The organism is Pseudomonas sp. AC252, assembly GCF_979258105.1.
Window position 1 is genome coordinate 91792 of the sequence record NZ_OZ409837.1, and the last position, 16950, is coordinate 108741.

The 16950-nt window shown below is 60.7% G+C and carries 17 protein-coding genes; 9 read left to right on the plus strand and 8 right to left on the minus strand.

Annotated features, from left to right (window positions below):
* Positions 1-191 precede the first annotated feature (191 nt).
* Positions 192-1079 carry a protease HtpX gene (htpX, locus tag ACZZZ4_RS00405; protein ID WP_007908619.1) on the plus strand — a complete coding sequence of 296 codons (888 nt, stop codon included), beginning with the start codon at positions 192-194 and terminating at the stop codon, positions 1077-1079.
* A gap of 170 nt (positions 1080-1249) precedes the next feature.
* Here the strand turns inward: htpX and ACZZZ4_RS00410 are convergent, their stop codons facing one another.
* Positions 1250-1906 (minus strand): thiopurine S-methyltransferase, encoded by a 657-nt coding sequence (locus ACZZZ4_RS00410; protein ID WP_463547015.1) that lies wholly within the window; start codon positions 1904-1906, stop codon positions 1250-1252.
* Positions 1907-2010: 104 nt separating this feature from the next.
* Here ACZZZ4_RS00410 and ACZZZ4_RS00415 point away from each other — a divergent pair, with 104 nt between their 5' ends.
* Complete coding sequence (locus tag ACZZZ4_RS00415) at positions 2011-2778, plus strand: DODA-type extradiol aromatic ring-opening family dioxygenase (protein ID WP_463547016.1); 768 nt, start codon at positions 2011-2013, stop codon at positions 2776-2778.
* Positions 2779-2881: 103 nt separating this feature from the next.
* Here ACZZZ4_RS00415 and ACZZZ4_RS00420 read toward each other — a convergent pair whose 3' ends face one another.
* Positions 2882-4555, minus strand: coding sequence for a DEAD/DEAH box helicase (locus tag ACZZZ4_RS00420; RefSeq protein WP_039759894.1), 1674 nt, complete (start codon positions 4553-4555; stop codon positions 2882-2884).
* Positions 4556-4974: 419 nt separating this feature from the next.
* On the opposite strand from ACZZZ4_RS00420, the gene ACZZZ4_RS00425 reads away from it, so the two are divergent.
* Positions 4975-5766, plus strand: coding sequence for a crotonase/enoyl-CoA hydratase family protein (locus tag ACZZZ4_RS00425; protein ID WP_463547017.1), 792 nt, complete (start codon positions 4975-4977; stop codon positions 5764-5766).
* A 131-nt stretch (positions 5767-5897) separates the two neighbouring features.
* Here the strand turns inward: ACZZZ4_RS00425 and ACZZZ4_RS00430 are convergent, their stop codons facing one another.
* The gene (locus tag ACZZZ4_RS00430; RefSeq protein WP_130911595.1) at positions 5898-6653 is read right to left on the minus strand and encodes a spermidine synthase; all 756 of its coding nucleotides are present in this window, start codon (positions 6651-6653) and stop codon (positions 5898-5900) included.
* A 151-nt stretch (positions 6654-6804) separates the two neighbouring features.
* Here ACZZZ4_RS00430 and ACZZZ4_RS00435 point away from each other — a divergent pair, with 151 nt between their 5' ends.
* A complete protein-coding gene (locus ACZZZ4_RS00435) occupies positions 6805-8151 on the plus strand; it encodes a class II 3-deoxy-7-phosphoheptulonate synthase (RefSeq protein ID WP_129997307.1) in 1347 nt (448 codons plus the stop codon).
* Positions 8152-8282: 131 nt separating this feature from the next.
* On the opposite strand, the gene ACZZZ4_RS00440 is transcribed toward ACZZZ4_RS00435, so the two are convergent.
* On the minus strand, positions 8283-9509 hold the full coding sequence (locus ACZZZ4_RS00440) for a winged helix-turn-helix domain-containing protein (protein ID WP_463547018.1): 1227 nt from the start codon (positions 9507-9509) through the stop codon (positions 8283-8285).
* A 64-nt stretch (positions 9510-9573) separates the two neighbouring features.
* Entirely contained in the window at positions 9574-9795 is a 222-nt protein-coding gene (locus ACZZZ4_RS00445; protein WP_024013770.1) for a DUF1127 domain-containing protein, read from the minus strand.
* Positions 9796-9892: 97 nt separating this feature from the next.
* Here ACZZZ4_RS00445 and ACZZZ4_RS00450 point away from each other — a divergent pair, with 97 nt between their 5' ends.
* On the plus strand, positions 9893-10747 hold the full coding sequence (locus ACZZZ4_RS00450; protein WP_172667885.1) for a LysR substrate-binding domain-containing protein: 855 nt from the start codon (positions 9893-9895) through the stop codon (positions 10745-10747).
* Here ACZZZ4_RS00450 and ACZZZ4_RS00455 read toward each other — a convergent pair.
* Positions 10737-11483: a sulfite exporter TauE/SafE family protein gene (locus ACZZZ4_RS00455; protein WP_434766278.1), complete on the minus strand. Its 747-nt coding sequence runs from the start codon at positions 11481-11483 to the stop codon at positions 10737-10739. The genes ACZZZ4_RS00450 and ACZZZ4_RS00455 overlap by 11 nt on opposite strands.
* Positions 11484-11595: 112 nt before the next feature.
* On the opposite strand from ACZZZ4_RS00455, the gene ACZZZ4_RS00460 reads away from it, so the two are divergent.
* The 4 genes from ACZZZ4_RS00460 (at position 11596) to ACZZZ4_RS00475 (ending at position 14891) form a co-directional block, all read left to right on the plus strand.
* Positions 11596-12600, plus strand: coding sequence for a LysR family transcriptional regulator (locus ACZZZ4_RS00460; RefSeq protein ID WP_463547019.1), 1005 nt, complete (start codon positions 11596-11598; stop codon positions 12598-12600).
* A gap of 27 nt (positions 12601-12627) precedes the next feature.
* Positions 12628-13083: a MarR family winged helix-turn-helix transcriptional regulator gene (locus tag ACZZZ4_RS00465; RefSeq protein WP_129997308.1), complete on the plus strand. Its 456-nt coding sequence runs from the start codon at positions 12628-12630 to the stop codon at positions 13081-13083.
* A gap of 340 nt (positions 13084-13423) precedes the next feature.
* Positions 13424-13843 (plus strand): organic hydroperoxide resistance protein, encoded by a 420-nt coding sequence (locus tag ACZZZ4_RS00470; RefSeq protein ID WP_463547020.1) that lies wholly within the window; start codon positions 13424-13426, stop codon positions 13841-13843.
* Positions 13844-13880: 37 nt separating this feature from the next.
* Complete coding sequence (locus tag ACZZZ4_RS00475; RefSeq protein ID WP_463547021.1) at positions 13881-14891, plus strand: alpha/beta hydrolase; 1011 nt, start codon at positions 13881-13883, stop codon at positions 14889-14891.
* Between the two features lie 178 nt (positions 14892-15069).
* Here ACZZZ4_RS00475 and ACZZZ4_RS00480 read toward each other — a convergent pair whose 3' ends face one another.
* Positions 15070-15639: an elongation factor P gene (locus tag ACZZZ4_RS00480; RefSeq protein WP_003226785.1), complete on the minus strand. Its 570-nt coding sequence runs from the start codon at positions 15637-15639 to the stop codon at positions 15070-15072.
* A gap of 48 nt (positions 15640-15687) precedes the next feature.
* Positions 15688-16830 carry an elongation factor P maturation arginine rhamnosyltransferase EarP gene (gene earP / locus ACZZZ4_RS00485; protein ID WP_463547022.1) on the minus strand — a complete coding sequence of 381 codons (1143 nt, stop codon included), beginning with the start codon at positions 16828-16830 and terminating at the stop codon, positions 15688-15690.
* Positions 16831-16950: the final 120 nt, after the last annotated feature.

Sequence of the window (16950 nt, forward strand, 5' to 3'; positions counted from 1 at the left end):
TGTCCGACCTAATGCGCGCGGGGCGAAAGGGTGTGTCAGCTGTATCGGAATTGAGGGTGGGAATTTTCTTTGCCCTCAGGAAACTGCTGTAGGACACAGTTTGAAATAGTCACTCGGTTGAATAGCCCGGTGCCGCACCTTATATACCCCGCAGTACGCTACATCTTTAGCTTGAGGAGAGTTCTACAACCATGATGCGCATCCTGCTGTTTTTGGCCACTAACCTGGCGGTCGTGCTGATAGCCAGCATCACCCTGAGCCTATTCGGCTTCAACGGGTTCATGGCGGCCAACGGGGTCGACCTCGACCTCAGTCAGCTGCTGGTTTTCTGTGCGGTCTTTGGTTTCGCCGGCTCGTTGTTCTCGCTGTTCATCTCCAAGTGGATGGCCAAGATGAGCACCGGCACGCAAATCATCAGCCAGCCACGCACCCGTCATGAGCAATGGCTGCTGCAAACGGTCGAGCAACTGTCGCGCGAAGCCGGGATCAAGATGCCTGAGGTCGGGATTTTCCCGGCCTACGAAGCGAATGCTTTCGCTACCGGCTGGAACAAGAACGACGCGCTGGTCGCGGTCAGCCAGGGCCTGCTCGAGCGTTTCTCGCCCGATGAGGTGAAAGCCGTACTGGCTCACGAAATCGGTCACGTCGCCAACGGTGACATGGTCACGCTGGCGCTGATCCAGGGCGTGGTGAACACCTTTGTGATGTTCTTCGCACGGATCATCGGCAACTTCGTCGACAAGGTGATCTTCAAGAACGAAGAAGGCCAGGGCATCGCCTATTACGTGGCGACCATCTTCGCCGAACTGGTGCTGGGCATCCTCGCCAGCGCAATCGTCATGTGGTTCTCGCGCAAGCGCGAATTCCGCGCCGACGAAGCCGGCGCCCGCCTGGCCGGTACCAGCGCGATGATCGGCGCACTGCAACGTCTGCGTGCCGAACAGGGCCTGCCGGTGCACATGCCCGACACCCTGAATGCCTTTGGCATCAACGGTGGCATCAAACAGGGCTTCGCCCGCATGTTCATGAGCCACCCGCCGCTGGAAGAGCGTATTGACGCATTGCGTCGTCGCGGTTGATTTGATCGAAGCGAAAAAGAAGGCCCGCAGTGATGCGGGCTTTTTTGCATCTTCAGATCATGCGTTGTCAGCAAAGTCCCATTCGCTAGCAGGCTCGCTCCCACCTTTGGAATGCGTTCCCCTGTGGGAGCGAGCCTGCTCGCGAAGACGCCGGAGCTGCTAACAGAAAACTATCTGGAAGAAACCCGATAGACCCGCTCCACCAACCACTCAACCCCGCCCTGCAGAAACTTCGGGCTCTCAGCCAGAATATCCCGCTCTTGCAGGTTCTCCACCTGCCAACCCTGGCCCAGCAAGCGCTGCACCTCATCATCATTCACCGCAAACGGCGGCCCCGGAATCTGCGTCTGATCGTAATCCAGGGTAATCACCAGCCCTTTCACCCTCGGCGCCAGCAACTGCTGCAGATGCGCCGTGTAGCGCTCGCGCATCGCTTCCGGCAAGGCAATCAGCGCGGCACGGTCATACAACGCCGTGCAACCGGCAACATCCTCTGCGGTCAGCGCGAAGAAATCCCCGCACCACAGTTCGATGGCATCACTGCGATACACCTTGAATGCGCCCTGCTCGCTGATCTGCGGTTCAATCTTGTGCTCAACGAAAAAATCCTCGACGGCCCTTTCCGACAGCTCCACTCCAAGCACCTGATGTCCCTGCCCGGCGAGCCAGAGCAGATCCAGACTTTTCCCGCACAGCGGCACCAGCACGCGCGCTGACGGTGCAATCGCCAGCTCCGGCCAATAGCGCTGCAAATACGGGTTTGCCTCAAACTGGTGAAAGCCGATCTGGTTCGAATCCCATTTCTTGTACCAAAATTCTGGCTGCATGGATCACTCCCGAAAAACCGATGAAAAACCGCAGAAACTTATATTAGATTCAGATCGATGATCTGGCTGAAGATGGCTCATCTTAATCGTTCAGGAGCCCGTCCATGTTGCCCAGCCTGTTTATCTCCCACGGCTCGCCGATGCTGGCGCTGGAACCCGGTGCCAGCGGCCCGGCACTGGCGCGACTGGCCACCGAACTGCCGCGCCCCAAAGCCATCGTCATCATCTCGGCGCACTGGGAAAGCCAGGAACTGCTGGTCAGCAGCCATCCGCACCCGGACACCTGGCACGACTTCGGCGGTTTCCCCCGCGCGCTGTTTGAAGTGCAGTACCCGGCCCCGGGTAATTCGCAACTGGCCGCAGAGGTGGCTGAGCTGCTGAACGCCAATGACCTGCCAGCGCGGCTCGATCCGCAGCGACCGTTCGATCATGGTGTTTGGGTGCCGCTGTCGTTGATGTATCCGCAGGCCGACATTCCGGTGGTGCAAGTGTCGCTGCCGAGTCGTGGCGGGCCGGCGTTGCAGACGCGGGTTGGCCGTGCGCTGGCGAGCCTGCGCGAAAAAGACATCTTGTTGATCGGCTCCGGCAGCATCACCCATAACCTGCGGGAGCTGGACTGGCATGCCGGGCCGGAAAGCATTGAACCGTGGGCGCGGGATTTTCGTGACTGGATGATCGACAAGCTGGCGGCCGACGATGAAACGGCACTGCATGATTATCGCCAGCAGGCGCCGAATGCCGTGCGCAGCCATCCGAGTGATGAGCATCTGTTGCCGTTGTATTTTGCGCGGGGTGCCGGTGGGAGGTTTAGCGTGGCGCATCAGGGATTCACGATGGGCGCGCTGGGCATGGATATTTATCGTTTCGGTTGAAGCATTCGCGAGCAGGCTCGCTCCCACAGGAGCCAAAAAAGGCAAAAAAATCCCCGAACCAGTCGGGGATTTTTTATGTGCGATCAATCAGCCCAAGGGCGGATCAATCTTCGCGGTAGCGACGCAGCTTGAGCTGCTTACCGGCCACGCGAGTGTCCTTCAGTTTGGTCAGGAGCTTTTCCAGACCTTCTTCCGGCAGCTCGACGAGGCTGAAGCTGTCACGCACCTGGATGCGACCGATCGCTTCACGGGCCAGACCGCCTTCGTTGAGGATGGCGCCCAGCAGGTTTTTCGCAGCGATACCGTCACGCGCACCCAGCGCGGTACGGCAACGAGCACGGCCTTCGCCCAACGGCATTGGCGCGCGACGCTCGCGGTCACCACGATCAGGGCGATCACCGGAACGCTCAGGACGGTCGCCGCGCGGTGCGTTGTTCGGCACCAGTGGACGTTCCTTCTCGATCGCCGCCAGGTTCAGTGCTTGACCGTTGGTAGCCTTGCGCAGCAGCGCAGCGGCCAGTGCACGTGGGGTGCAACCGATGTCAGCGGTCAGGCGATCAAGCAGCTCGCCGTGGGTCGATTCGGCATCACCCACCAGCGGCGACAGGCTGTTGGTCAGTTTCTTGATGCGCGCATCGAGAACAGCCTGAGCGTCCGGCAGACGTACTTCGGCAACCTTCTGCCCGGTTACACGCTCGATCACTTGCAGCATGCGGCGCTCACGCGGAGTCACCAGCAGCAGCGCACGACCTTCGCGACCGGCACGGCCGGTACGGCCGATACGGTGCACGTAGGACTCTGGGTCGTACGGCATGTCAACGTTGAATACGTGAGTGATACGCGGAACGTCGAGACCACGGGCAGCAACGTCGGTGGCGACAACGATGTCCAGACGGCCATCTTTGAGCGAGTCGATCACGCGCTCACGCTGGTTCTGGGCGATGTCACCGTTCAACGCGGCGGCTTTGTAGCCTTTGGCGTCGAGGGCGCTGGCCAGGTCCAGGGTCGCTTGCTTGGTGCGCACGAACATGATCAGGGCGTCGAAGTCTTCGACTTCCAGCAGGCTGAGTACGGCCGAGGTTTTCTGGTCAGCGTGAACCAACAGGTGAGCCTGTTCGATCGCGGTAACGGTCTGGGTCTTGGTCTGGATCTTGACGTGTTGCGGATCGCGCAGGTGGCGTTCGGCAATGGCGCGGATCGACTGCGGCAGGGTCGCCGAGAACAAAACGGTCTGGCGGGTCGCTGGCAGAGCCTTGAAGATGACTTCCAGGTCATCCATGAAGCCCAGCTTCAACATTTCGTCGGCTTCGTCGAGAACCAGATGGTTCACGGTCGACAGGACTTTCTCGTCGCGACGCAGGTGGTCGCACAGACGACCCGGAGTGGCGACAACGATCTGTGCGCCATTACGGATTGCCTTGAGTTGCGGGCCCATCGGCGCGCCGCCGTAAACGGCCACGACGGTGACGCCTGGCATTTGCTTGGCGTAGGTTTCAAAAGCGGTTGCTACTTGCAGCGCCAACTCTCGGGTTGGCGCCAGGATCAGGGCTTGCGGTTCGCGCTTGGCAGGATCGATGCGGTGCAGAATAGGCAGTGCGAACGCGGCGGTTTTACCGGTACCGGTTTGCGCCTGGCCAATCATGTCCTGGCCGGCCATGATGATCGGGATCGATTGCTGCTGAATCGCCGAAGGCTCTTCGTAGCCGGTCGCTGCGACGGCTGCAAGAATATTCGGGTTGAGATTAAAAGCGGCGAATCCGCCGGTTTCCTGGGTCATGGGTCTGCCTCTAAGTGCATCCGCAAAGACCCATGCTCCAAAGCTGCGCATGCCGTGTTGAGACTCAAGAGTCGCCCTGGCAGCTTTGTCGGCGGGGATTTGCGAAAACGAATGAATGAAGATGAATCGTCAAGGAAGAGCCCGCAGTGCGGACGTGCAGCCGAAGCTGACTTCGGGAAATTGCGCTACCTAAACGCGGCCCGGTTAAAGGCCGGCGCGCACTATACCGGATTTTGCCCAAAAAGGGAGCTTTTTTATCGCCACAATCCGTGTGTCACCGCCGTGTAACGGGCTTTTGCGGATAATCGTGCAACGGTCTATTTTGCAAAGGCCCGGCCCTGTGGGCGATGCCGCTAAAACGATTCACCGACCTGCGGCAAAGCGCCGCGCCTTCGCCCTTCCCGCTTGAGGATTTAGCCATGAATCAGCCCTGCGCCGGCCGCGTCAGCCGAGAACGTCGTGGCCACGTGCACCTGATCGGCCTTGATCGGGCGGCCAAGCGCAACGCTTTCGATATCGACCTGCTCAATGATCTGAGCCTGGCCTACGGCGAATTCGAAGCTGACCGCGAAGCGCGAGTGGCGGTGGTGTTTGGCCACGGCGAACACTTCACCGCCGGGCTCGATCTGGTCAACGCCAGTGCAGCACTGGCCGAAGGCTGGCAGGTTCCAAGCGGCGGGTGCGATCCCCGGGGTGTTTTCGTCGGCCCACGGGTGAGCAAACCGGTCATCGTCGCCGCGCAGGGTTACTGCCTGACCATCGGCATCGAGCTGATGCTGGCGGCAGACATCAACCTGTGCGCGAGCAATACCCGCTTCGCGCAGATGGAAGTGCAGCGTGGGATCTTTCCTTTCGGCGGTGCGACTTTACGTTTCCAGCAGATCGCCGGCTGGGGCAATGCGATGCGCTGGTTGCTCACTGGCGATGAGTTCGATGCCCACGATGCGTTGCATCTGGGCTTGGTCCAGGAAGTGATGGCCAGCGAAGACTTGCTGCCCCGAGCGATCGAACTGGCCGAACGGATTGCCCGGCAGGCGCCGCTGGGCGTGCAGGCGACCTTGATGTCAGCGAGACAGGCGCGTTATGAGGGTGAGACAGCGGCGGCGCAGGCGTTACCGGCGCTGGTGAAGAAGTTGCTCGCCACTGAGGATGCCCGGGAGGGGGTGCGGTCGTTGGTGGAACGGCGGCCTGGGGTTTTCAAAGGGATCTGAAAGATATGTGACTATCAGGACGCCTTCGCGGGCAAGCCCGCTCCCACAATGACCGAGTCGTCCACACGTTTTACGTACGGCGCGAATCCTGTGGGGGCTGGCTTGCCAGCGAAGGGGGCGGTACTGCCGGCTCAGGTCGCCGGGCGAATCGCGTTGATCAACGATTGCAACGAATACCCCAACCGCGGCGCCAGTGCTTCGGCCCGTTGGGTCAGCGCCTGCATGTCCAGTGCCTGATCGAGATCGGCCGGGACAATCAGAATCACGTTGCCCTCCTTCACCGGCAACTCCCAGTAGTGCCGGTGATAGAGGCCACGCAACAACGCCGCGCCCAGCGGTTTTCCGTCGTCGGTGGCCCACTGGTTGATCACCAGCCAGCCGCCCGGATTCAAGCGCTTCTGACAATCGCCGAGAAAACTCCACGCCAGATGCCCGACACCGGGGCCGACATCGGTATAGAGGTCGACGAAAATCAGATCCGCCGGCTCGGCAGTCGGCAGCAATTCCAGCGCATCGCCGACGCGGATGTACAAACGCGGATCATCGTCCAGGCCGAGATATTCGATGGCCAGACGCGGCACGTCCGGGCGCAGTTCGATGGCTTCGACGTCTTCCAGCGGCAGAAACTTCAGGCAAGCCTGGGTCAGCGTGCCCGCCCCCAAACCGAGAAACAGTGCGCTCTCCGGCTGCTCGTGGCACAGCGCGCCGATCAGCATGGCGCGGGTATAGTCGTACTCCAGCCAGCTCGGATCGGCGGTGAACACGCAGCTCTGCTCGATCGCATCGCCGAACTCGAGAAAGCGGTAATCGGCCACTTCCAGCACGCGAATCACGCCGAACTCATCCTGTACTTCGGCGAGCAGATGCTCGACGCGCTCCTCAGTCATTTCGTCTCCTGATGGTCACCGGGCGCGGTGACGCGATGGCACCGCTGTGGCGCCGTGGCAAAGCGGCGATTGTCGGCGATGGGGCGGGAGCAGGTCACGCACTAATTGCTGCTAACATGGCGCTCCCCTGCGTACGAACTTCGAGACCGTGATGAGCCAACCGTGGAGCCCTGACAGCTGGCGCGCCCTGCCGATCCAGCAACAACCGCAATACCCCGACGCCGCGCACCTGCGCCAGGTCGAGCAGACTCTGGCCAGCTATCCGCCGCTGGTGTTCGCCGGCGAAGCGCGCGAACTGCGCCGCCAGTTTGCCGAAGTCACCCAGGGCCGCGCGTTCCTGTTGCAGGGCGGCGATTGCGCGGAAAGCTTCGCCGAATTCTCCGCCGCGAAGATCCGCGACACCTTTAAAGTGTTGCTGCAGATGGCAATCGTCATGACCTTCGCCGCTGGCTGCCCGGTGGTCAAGGTCGGGCGCATGGCCGGCCAGTTCGCCAAGCCGCGTTCGGCCAACGACGAAACCATCGGCGGCGTGACCCTGCCGGCCTACCGTGGCGACATCGTCAACGGCATCGGCTTCGACGTAAAGAGCCGCGTGCCGGATCCGGAGCGTTTGCTGCAGTCCTATCATCAGTCCACGGCGACCCTGAACCTGTTGCGCGCTTTCGCTCAGGGCGGTTTTGCCGACCTGCATCAGGTGCACAAGTGGAACCTGGATTTCATCGCCAACTCGGCGCTGGCCGAGAAGTACAGCCACCTCGCCGACCGCATCGATGAAACCCTAGCGTTCATGCGCGCCTGCGGCATGGACAGCTCGCCGCAACTGCGCGAAACCAGTTTCTTCACCGCCCACGAAGCGTTGCTGCTGAACTACGAAGAAGCCTTCGTGCGCCGCGACAGCCTGACCAACGATTACTACGATTGCTCGGCGCACATGCTGTGGATCGGCGACCGCACCCGCCAGCTGGACGGCGCGCACGTCGAATTCCTGCGCGGGGTGAACAACCCGATCGGCGTCAAGGTCGGCCCGAGCATGAATCCCGATGATCTGATTCGCCTGATCGACGTGCTCAACCCGGACAACGATCCGGGCCGCTTGAATCTGATCGCGCGGATGGGCGCGAACAAGGTCGGCGATCATCTGCCGGCACTGATCCGCGCGGTCCAGCGCGAAGGCAAGCAGGTGCTGTGGAGCTCCGACCCGATGCACGGCAACACCATCAAGGCCAGCAGCGGCTACAAGACCCGTGACTTCGCGCAGATTCTTGGCGAGGTGAAGCAGTTCTTCCAGGTGCACGAAGCGGAAGGCAGTTATGCCGGCGGCATTCACATCGAGATGACCGGGCAGAACGTCACCGAGTGCATCGGCGGCGCCCGACCGATTACCGAGGATGGCTTGTCCGACCGTTATCACACCCACTGCGATCCGCGGATGAATGCCGATCAGTCGCTGGAATTGGCGTTTTTGATTGCCGAGACGTTGAAGCAGGTTCGGCGATGAGGTTGGCGTTCTTTATTGCCTGAACTGGCCTCTTCGCGGGCAAGCCCGCTCCCACAGGGTTCGTGTCGTATGCAATTTATGTATCCGGCACAGAACCTGTGGGAGTCTGGCTTGCCAGCGATGGCGTCAGCTCAGTCGCACCCGATCTGCGCCATTGCCATCCCAAGCCGAGCCGCACTCTCGCGCTGACAATTCAACTGCACCCGCTCAAGCCCCAGCCAACCCGCCATCCGCCGCAAATTCAGCGCCAGCGCCGACATCCCCTCTTCATCCAGCCCCGGCTCTTCCTCGTGAACCGCATGCACCGCCAACTGCCCTGCTGCCCGTTCGGCACGCAGATCAACCCGCGCGGCGATCCGCTCGTTGTGCAAAAACGGCAGCACGTAATAGCCGTAAACCCGCTTGGGCTGCGGTGTGTAGATTTCCAGACGATAGCGAAAATCGAACAGGCGCTCGGTGCGGCTGCGTTCCCAGATCAGCGAGTCGAACGGCGACAGCAGCGCGCTGGCAATGACCTTGCGCGGCACTTTGGGCTCCGGCAGGCAATAGGCGATCTGCCGCCAGTCGGCGACTTCGCACATCTGCAATTGCCCCGCCTCAACCAACTCAGCCAGACGCGGCCGCGCATCCGCAGGGCTCAGACGGAAATAATCGCGCAGGTCTTTTTCCGTACCAATACCCAATGCTTGCGCCGCATGCAGCAGCAAACCGCGTTGCGCCTCGGCCTCGTCCGGTTGGGGCTGCTGCAGAATCGCTGCCGGAATCACTCGCTCGGGCAAATCGTACAAGCGCTCGAAACCGCGTCGCCCCGCTACTGTGACCTCACCGGCGGCGAACAACCATTCCAGCGCATGTTTCTCGGCACTCCAGTCCCACCATGGCCCGGCCTTGTCTTCGCGGGTCGACAGACTGCCGGCGCCGAGCGCGCCCCGCTCCTCAACCGCAGTCAGCACGCGGCGGATGGTTTCCTGTTGTTCGCGACCGAACTTTGCCAGTTGCCTGTAGATGTCCTCGCCTCGTCTGGCCCGCTGCATGCGCCAGCCGAGCAATGGGTACATCGACAGCGGCAGCAGCGACGCTTCGTGACCCCAATATTCGAACAGCGTGCGCCGCCGCCCCGAACTCCAGGCAGCCTGGTCGAGCAAGTCGGAAGGATAGGAACCGAGACGGGAAAACAGCGGCAGGTAGTGCGAGCGCACCACGGCATTGACGGAATCGATTTGCAGCAGGCCCAGCCGTTCGATCAGCCGGTTGAGATGACTGGCATTGACGGTCGGCAGCTGGCGCCCGTTGAACCCTTGGGCGGCCAGCGCCAGACGTCGCGCCTGTTTGAGGGAAAAGGACACTGTCGCGGGCATTTATTCCTCCATGTCTGCTCGCAACCTACCTCACCTGAAAGGGGTTTGTGTAGCGATAGCCTCATCATTTATGCATCGGGTCGTCCCAGAACGGCCGCACGGTTTCGTGCTCGACATCGGCGCGGCTGATGCCGATGTCCTTCAGCGCCTCATCGCTCAGACCGGCGAGCATTTCCCGTTCACGATGCAGCTCATACCAACGGCTGAATTTGTGCAGCAGATCGGACACGATATGGCCGTGGCCGGACAGCTGTTCTTCGCTTGCATACTCTCTTTGACCTTTCATCGTCTTGCCTCCTTTTATGGATGGCTCAAGTCTCGCGCCGGCGCTAAGATCAATCCAACGAATGTTTCTGATGGCATGCATCACGGAGATTCATCAATTGTCCGCCTACCCCAGTATTGATACCGATGTCTTGCGCACCTTCGTCGCGATTGCCGATCAGGGCGGTTTCACCCGTGCGGGCGAGATGGTCAACCGCACCCAGTCGGCGGTGAGCATGCAGATGAAACGCTTGGAAGAGGATGTGTTGCAGCGCCAACTGTTCGAGCGCGATGGACGTCAGGTGCGGCTGACAGCTGAAGGCCAGGTGCTGCTCGGTTACGCGCGGCGCATCCTCAAACTGCACAGTGAGGTGTTCAACACCCTGCGCGAGCCGCACATGGTCGGCACCGTGCGCATCGGTACTCCGGATGATTACGTGATGCGTTTTCTGCCGGGGATCCTGTCGCGCTTTGCGCAGTTCTATCCGCTGATCCAGATCGAGGTGCATTGCGAGTCAAGCAAACAGCTGCTGCAACGCACCGATCTGGACTTGTCGATCGTCACCCGTGAACCGGGCAACGAGATTGGCCAGTTGCTGCGCAAGGAGCGTTTTGTCTGGGCCGAGGCGCAGAACTTCAGCGCCCACGAACAGACGCCGCTGCCCCTGGCGATGTTCAACAGTGATTGTTTCTGCCGTTTGTGGGCGTGCAATGCGCTGGACGCGATGGGCCGCGATTACCGCATCGCCTACAACAGCAGCAGCCTGTCGGCGCTGATGGCCGTGGTCAGCGCAGGGCTAGCGATCACCGCGCAACTGGAAAGCCTGATCACCCCGGACATGCGCATCCTTGGCGCCGCCGAAGATCTGCCGCTGTTGCCCGAGGCGAGCATCATGCTGATCCGCAATCTGAACAACCCGTCGCCGATCACCGAGTGCCTGGCCGAGCACATCGTCGAGGGCTTCAAACTTTAAACGCGAGCATCACCGCACACAGCACCAGGAACCCGCAGAACAGCCCACGCAGAATTTTTTCCGGCATGGCGTGGGCCACTTTCACGCCCCAACTGATGCTGAGCAGACCTCCGACCGCCAGAGGCAGGCCGATCATCCAATCGACTTCGTGGTGCACCGCGTAAGTCACCAGCGTCACCCCGGTGCTCGGCAAGGCCAGCGCCAATGACAAGCCCTGAGCGACCACTTGCGTGGTGCCGAACAGGCTGGTCAGCACTGGCGTGGCGACCACTGCGCCGCCGACGCCGAACAAGCCGCCCATGGTTCCCGACGCGGCGCCGAGCACGCCCAGCCACGGCCACGAATAGCGCATCTCGGCAGTCGGCGCTGGGCGCGGACCGAACATCTTCAACAGGTTGTAGGCCGATAGCGCCACCAGAAAGGCGACAAAACCGATGCGCATGGTTTGCGCGTCTATGCCCACCGCCCAGATCGAACCAAGCCAGGCAAAGCAGAAACCCATCACTGCCAGCGGCAGCGCATGGCGCAACTCGATGCGATTGCGCTGGTGATAACGCCACAGCGCGAGCATCACGTTCGGTACCACCATCACCAACGCCGTGCCTTGGGCGATCTGCTGATCAAGCCCAAACCACACGCCAAGCAACGGAATCGCAATCAAGCCACCGCCAATGCCAAAGATCCCGCCCAATGTGCCAAGGGCAGCGCCGAACAGCAGGTACAACAGAAAATCCATCACAACGGTAATCCTCTAACGACAGGTGGCCAATGCTACGCATTCACGCCTAGCAGGGAAACGCACAGCAACGCACAATGGCTATGCCGATTCTGCACAAGCGTGGTTTCCCATGAACCCCAATCAATTGACCGATCAGCTCGGTCTCTTTCTCGATGTGCTGGAGAGTGGCAGCTTTTCTGCCGCTTCGCGCCGTCATCCGCTGACACCTTCTGCCGTGGCGCGGCGCATCGACAGCCTGGAAAGTGCCGTCGGCAGCCAGCTGTTCGTGCGTAGCACCCATGCCGTGCTACCGACTTCGGCCGGACTGGCCTTTGCCGAACGAGCGCGACGGATCATCGCCGAGTTGCAACTGGCACGCGCCGAGGCGGTGTCGTTGAGTAGCGCACCGGAAGGGCTAATCCGCATCGATGCGCCAGCAGCCTTCGGGCGGCGGCATCTGGCACCGGTGATTGCCGACTTTCTCTTGCTGTACCCTGGACTGGATGTGCAGATGCACCTGATCGACAGCTTCAGCGACATGGCCGGCAGCAGCCTGGGCAAGGTCGATCTGGTGCTGCGTACCGGGCAGTTGGCCGATTCGCGCCTGGTTGCCACGCCACTGGCGAGTATGGTCCGCGTCGCCTGCGCCAGCCCTGACTACCTCAAGCAGCGCGGCGTGCCCGAGTCCCCAGTGCAATTGAGCGAACACGACGGGCTCGACTGGGAAGGCCTTGCTCCGCCCTTCGCCTGGAAATTCGAAGTCGACGGGCAAATGCAACTGCACCGGCCATCGCGGGTGCGCCTGAGCGCCAACAATGCCGAAGCCCTGGCGTGTGGCGCGGCGGCGGGTCTGGGCGTCGCACACCTGCCGACCTGGCTGGCCAGCGACTACTTGCTGCGTGGCGAACTGGTGCCGCTGTTTTGTGAAAATGGCCTGCCGCCGCCGGAGTCCACCGGCATTTACGCGCTGCGCATGGAACAGCAGGTCCATTCGCGCAGTCGTCTGTTGCTGGAATACCTGAAAACCCGCTTCAGCCCGGTGCCGCCGTGGGATCTTGCGCTGCAACGACAATTCGCCCGGCACTGTCGCCGGGCATATTTATCTGGCGCATTAAAGATTCGAGCGCTAGATTAAAAAACGATCAACGATCAAGGCTTTGACATGACTTCCGAACGCGACAACTGCGACGACCTGCTGCTCGACAATCAGGCGTGCTTCGCCCTGCACTCAACCTCGCTGATGATGACCAAGGTCTACAAGCCGCTGTTGCAGGCGCTGGGCCTGACCTATCCGCAGTATCTGGCGATGATGGTTTTGTGGGAGAAGGACGGTTTGACTGTCGGAGAAATCAGCGCACGCCTGCTGACCGATCCGGGATCGCTGACGCCATTGCTCAAACGCCTGGAAGCCGAAGGCCTGCTCAGCCGCACCCGCAGTCGCGAAGATGAGCGGGTGGTGATTGTCGAGCTGACCGCAGCGGGCCGCGCCTTGCGCGACAAGGCGCAGACCGTGCCACAGTGCATTCTTGGCGCCAGTGGTTTCACCCTCGAACGTTTGCAGAAGTTGCAGGCCGAGCTGCAAGCGCTGCGCGGACATCTGCAAGATAGCCTGACCTGATCCTCATTTCCGAGCACAACACTGTCCCTGTGGGAGCGGGCTTGCCCGCGATGGCGACCTGTCAGCCGACATCATTTTGACTGACACTCCGTCTTCGCGGGCAAGCCCGCTCCCACACTGATTTCGGCGCCAACAAAAAATATTTTTCACGCCTGTATTTCCTCGCCAAGCCGTCTAAATCAAGCCTTGCGTCCCCCTTCCAGGCTTAGCCATTGAGCAAAACGTGCTTTTTATTAAAAATTTATCTTGCGCGCTAAACATTAGCGCTATACATTCTCTTCACACCTACTTAGCGCGCAAACAATTAGCGCACAAAACCACTACCAATGAGGCTCACACCATGCAAACTCTCTACACCGCAATCGCAACTTCCACTGGCGGCCGTGACGGTCGTGCAATCTCTAGCGACAACGTACTCGACGTCAAACTGGCCACCCCGAAAGAACTCGGCGGTGCTGGCGGCGCGGCGACCAACCCTGAGCAACTGTTCGCTGCCGGTTACTCGGCCTGCTTCATCGGCGCACTGAAATTCGTAGCCAGCCAGACCAAGCGCAAGATTCCTGACGACGCGTCGATTACCGCCCATGTCGGCATCGGCCAGATCCCTGGCGGTTTCGGTCTGGACATCGATTTGCACATCAGCCTGCCGGGTCTGGAACAATCCGACGCGCAGTCGCTGGTCGACGCCGCTCACCAGGTCTGCCCGTACTCCAACGCCACCCGTGGCAACGTCGATGTCCGTCTGCACGTGACTGTGTAATCACTCAAGCCCCCGGCCCGAACAAGGAAAAATGAACATGAACACTTTCAGCAAAGTCTTGACCGGTACCCTTCTCGCCCTCTCGGTACACAGCGCTTTCGCCGGTGATGTCGAACAGAACACCCAGGCATTCCTCGATGCGCTGAATTCAGGCAGCGGCAAGCCGATCGAGCAGCTGTCGCCCAAGGATGCCCGCGCCGTGCTGGTCGGCGCGCAGTCCGGGGTCAAACTGACGCTGCCCAAAGCCGATGTCAGCGAGAAAACGGTGCAGGTCGATGGTCAACCGCTGAGCCTGACCATTGTCCGGCCGGCCGGGGTCAAGGGTGAGCTGCCGGTGTTCATGTTCTTCCACGGCGGCGGCTGGGTGCTGGGGGACTTCCCGACTCACGAACGTCTGGTGCGCGATCTGGTGGTCGGTTCGGGAGCGGCGGCGGTGTTCGTCAACTACACGCCTTCGCCGGAAGCGCATTATCCGGTGGCGATCAACCAGGCCTATGCCGCGACCAAGTGGGTGGCGGAACATGGCAAAGAGATCAATGTCGACGGCAAGCGCCTGGCCGTGGCCGGCAACAGCGTCGGCGGCAACATGGCCGCAGTGGTTGCGCTGATGGCCAAGGACAAGGGCACTCCGGCGATCAAATTCCAGGTGCTGCTGTGGCCGGTGACCGATGCCAACTTCGACACCGGTTCGTACAACCAGTACGCCGAAGGGCACTTCCTCACCCGCAACATGATGAAGTGGTTCTGGGACAACTACACCACCGACGCCAAGCAGCGCAACGAGATCTATGCCTCACCGCTGCGCGCCACCACCGCACAGCTCAAAGGCCTGCCGCCTGCACTGGTGCAGACTGCCAGCGCCGACGTGCTGCGTGATGAAGGTGAAGCTTACGCACGCAAACTCGACGAGGCCGGGGTTCCGGTAACGTCGGTGCGCTACAACGGCATGATTCACGATTACGGTTTGCTCAACGTGGTCAGCCAGGTGCCGGCGGTGCGGTCGGCGATGTTGCAGGCTTCTGAAGAGCTGAAGCAACACTTGAAGTAATCACAGTCCCATTGTGGGAGCGAGCCTGCTCGCGAAAGCGTCCCGTCAGACAGCGCTTCATTGAATGACACACCGCATTCGCGAGCAGGCTCGCTCCCACAGGGTTCCGAGTGTTTGCCACAGGCACAAAAAAACCCGACTCAATGGTCGGGTTTTTTCTTTCCGCAAAAAGCAGTGCTTATTTCGCACGGCCTTTGTAGGAACCGCCTTCGCGGGTATCGATCTCGATCATGTCGCCGATTTCGATGAAGTCGGCAACCGACAGCTCGGTACCGTTCTTCAGTTTGGCAGGCTTCATCACCTTGCCGGAAGTGTCACCGCGAGCGGAGCCTTCGGTGTAGTCAACCTGACGTACGATGGTGGTCGGCAGTTCTACGGAAACCAGACGCTCTTCGAAGAACACGGCTTCGCATACGTCGGTCATGCCTTCTTCAACGAAAGGCAGAACGCTTTCGATGTCTTCGGCGTTCAGCTCGTACATGGTGTAGTCAGTGGTGTCCATGAACGTGTAAGTGTCACCGCTGATGAACGACAGGGTGGCTTCTTTACGATCCAGGATCACGTCGTCCAGTTTGTCGTCCGCACCGTAAACGGTTTCGGTCTTGTAACCGGTCAGCAGGTTCTTCAGCTTGGTCTTCATGATCGCGCTGTTACGGCCCGACTTGGTGAATTCAGCTTTCTGAACCAGCCAAGGATCGTTGTCGATACGGATCACGGTACCGGGTTTGAGTTCTTTACCAGTTTTCATTGCGAATATCCGAATTTGGATGGGATTTACAAAAATCTAGGCCGCGTATCATATCCAATTTAGGTAAAACTGTACCAGCGCCGTGGCAAGATCCGCCTGCAAGGCCTGTTCCAGACACCATGCCTCGGCGTTTTCCTCGAGCTCTGGCCAATGATTTCGCGCCGCCAGCCAGTGCTCGCCGATCGGTTGCCCGGCGCTCCACGCTCGCCACAGACCGTTCATCGCCTGCGCCGAGGCGGGCGAAAGGCCGTGAGTGTAGAGCGCGAGAAAAGCATCGAGCTTGTCCAGATGGATGTCATCGTCCTGCTGATAGATGTGCCAGAGCATCGGCCGCCCCGCCCATTGCGCGCGAACGAATGAGTCTTCACCGCGCACCGCATTGAAATCGCAGCACCACAGCAGATGGTCGTACTGATCCTGACGGACAAACGGCAGCACTTGCACGGTCAGTGACTCGCGCACGTGAATCGCGCCGACCGTCAGGGTTTCCACGTCCAGCCAGCGCTCCACATCGCCGAGAATCCGCCCTTCCGGCACCAGCAGGTGAGTCGGCTGCGCGTCGGTCGCCAGCACATCGAGCCAACTGGCCAACCCCGCGTTTTCATAAGCGAACAGCGAGATCAATTGCGCGTCGGGCGCAGGATCAATGCCCAGGCCTTGCAGGAAATGTCGCTGCGCCGGCCGATCCTGCTGAAACTGCCAACGCTGTTCGAGCAGTCCGCGCTCACGCAGCAAGCCACCGGTGCCCGGCTTGAAACCTGGAAAGAAAAAGAACTTCTGCACCGTTTTGTATTTCACCGACGGCAAGCCGTGGCAGCCGGTAACCCAGTCTTCGGCGCTGAGATAATCGAGGTTGAGCCACAGCGGCGGCGTTTCCCGCGCAGCCATGCTGTCCATGTAATCAGTGGGCAACTGACAGGCGAAGGCGGCGATGACTACGTCGGCCGCCTCGGCGTGCAGCCATTCGCTCGGCCACTGACGCACCTCGACACCCTGCTGCCACTGCTGCGCAAGATCGATATCGATCTCTGGGCAAATGCGCTCGAACGCGCGCAGATCATCCACCCACAGGCGCACCGGCAAGGCATGCTCGGCCACCAGCTGCCGGGCCAGGCGCCAGGTCACGCCGATGTCACCGAAGTTATCGACCACGGTGCAGAAAATATCCCAGCGCGGTTTCGCTTCAGGCATGCCGTTCTCCCGTTGGCAAAAAACCTCGATTGTCCGCATAAATGCGTTCGCGCAGAAGAGCCGACGGCGATTAATCTTCGTGCGACAATCGCCGCTTGCCCGCAACCATCCGCCAGGAGG

Bases quoted from the DNA above. Each gene is read 5' to 3' on its own strand.
- htpX (WP_007908619.1), top strand. From the start codon at position 192: ATGATGCGCATCCTGCTGTTTTTGGCCACTAACCTGGCGGTCGTGCTG.
- ACZZZ4_RS00410 (WP_463547015.1), bottom strand. From the start codon at position 1,906: ATGCAGCCAGAATTTTGGTACAAGAAATGGGATTCGAACCAGATCGGC.
- ACZZZ4_RS00415 (WP_463547016.1), top strand. From the start codon at position 2,011: ATGTTGCCCAGCCTGTTTATCTCCCACGGCTCGCCGATGCTGGCGCTG.
- ACZZZ4_RS00420 (WP_039759894.1), bottom strand. From the start codon at position 4,555: ATGACCCAGGAAACCGGCGGATTCGCCGCTTTTAATCTCAACCCGAAT.
- ACZZZ4_RS00425 (WP_463547017.1), top strand. From the start codon at position 4,975: ATGAATCAGCCCTGCGCCGGCCGCGTCAGCCGAGAACGTCGTGGCCAC.
- ACZZZ4_RS00430 (WP_130911595.1), bottom strand. From the start codon at position 6,653: ATGACTGAGGAGCGCGTCGAGCATCTGCTCGCCGAAGTACAGGATGAG.
- ACZZZ4_RS00435 (WP_129997307.1), top strand. From the start codon at position 6,805: ATGAGCCAACCGTGGAGCCCTGACAGCTGGCGCGCCCTGCCGATCCAG.
- ACZZZ4_RS00440 (WP_463547018.1), bottom strand. From the start codon at position 9,509: ATGCCCGCGACAGTGTCCTTTTCCCTCAAACAGGCGCGACGTCTGGCG.
- ACZZZ4_RS00445 (WP_024013770.1), bottom strand. From the start codon at position 9,795: ATGAAAGGTCAAAGAGAGTATGCAAGCGAAGAACAGCTGTCCGGCCAC.
- ACZZZ4_RS00455 (WP_434766278.1), bottom strand. From the start codon at position 11,483: ATGGATTTTCTGTTGTACCTGCTGTTCGGCGCTGCCCTTGGCACATTG.
- ACZZZ4_RS00460 (WP_463547019.1), top strand. From the start codon at position 11,596: ATGAACCCCAATCAATTGACCGATCAGCTCGGTCTCTTTCTCGATGTG.
- ACZZZ4_RS00465 (WP_129997308.1), top strand. From the start codon at position 12,628: ATGACTTCCGAACGCGACAACTGCGACGACCTGCTGCTCGACAATCAG.
- ACZZZ4_RS00470 (WP_463547020.1), top strand. From the start codon at position 13,424: ATGCAAACTCTCTACACCGCAATCGCAACTTCCACTGGCGGCCGTGAC.
- ACZZZ4_RS00475 (WP_463547021.1), top strand. From the start codon at position 13,881: ATGAACACTTTCAGCAAAGTCTTGACCGGTACCCTTCTCGCCCTCTCG.
- ACZZZ4_RS00480 (WP_003226785.1), bottom strand. From the start codon at position 15,639: ATGAAAACTGGTAAAGAACTCAAACCCGGTACCGTGATCCGTATCGAC.
- earP (WP_463547022.1), bottom strand. From the start codon at position 16,830: ATGCCTGAAGCGAAACCGCGCTGGGATATTTTCTGCACCGTGGTCGAT.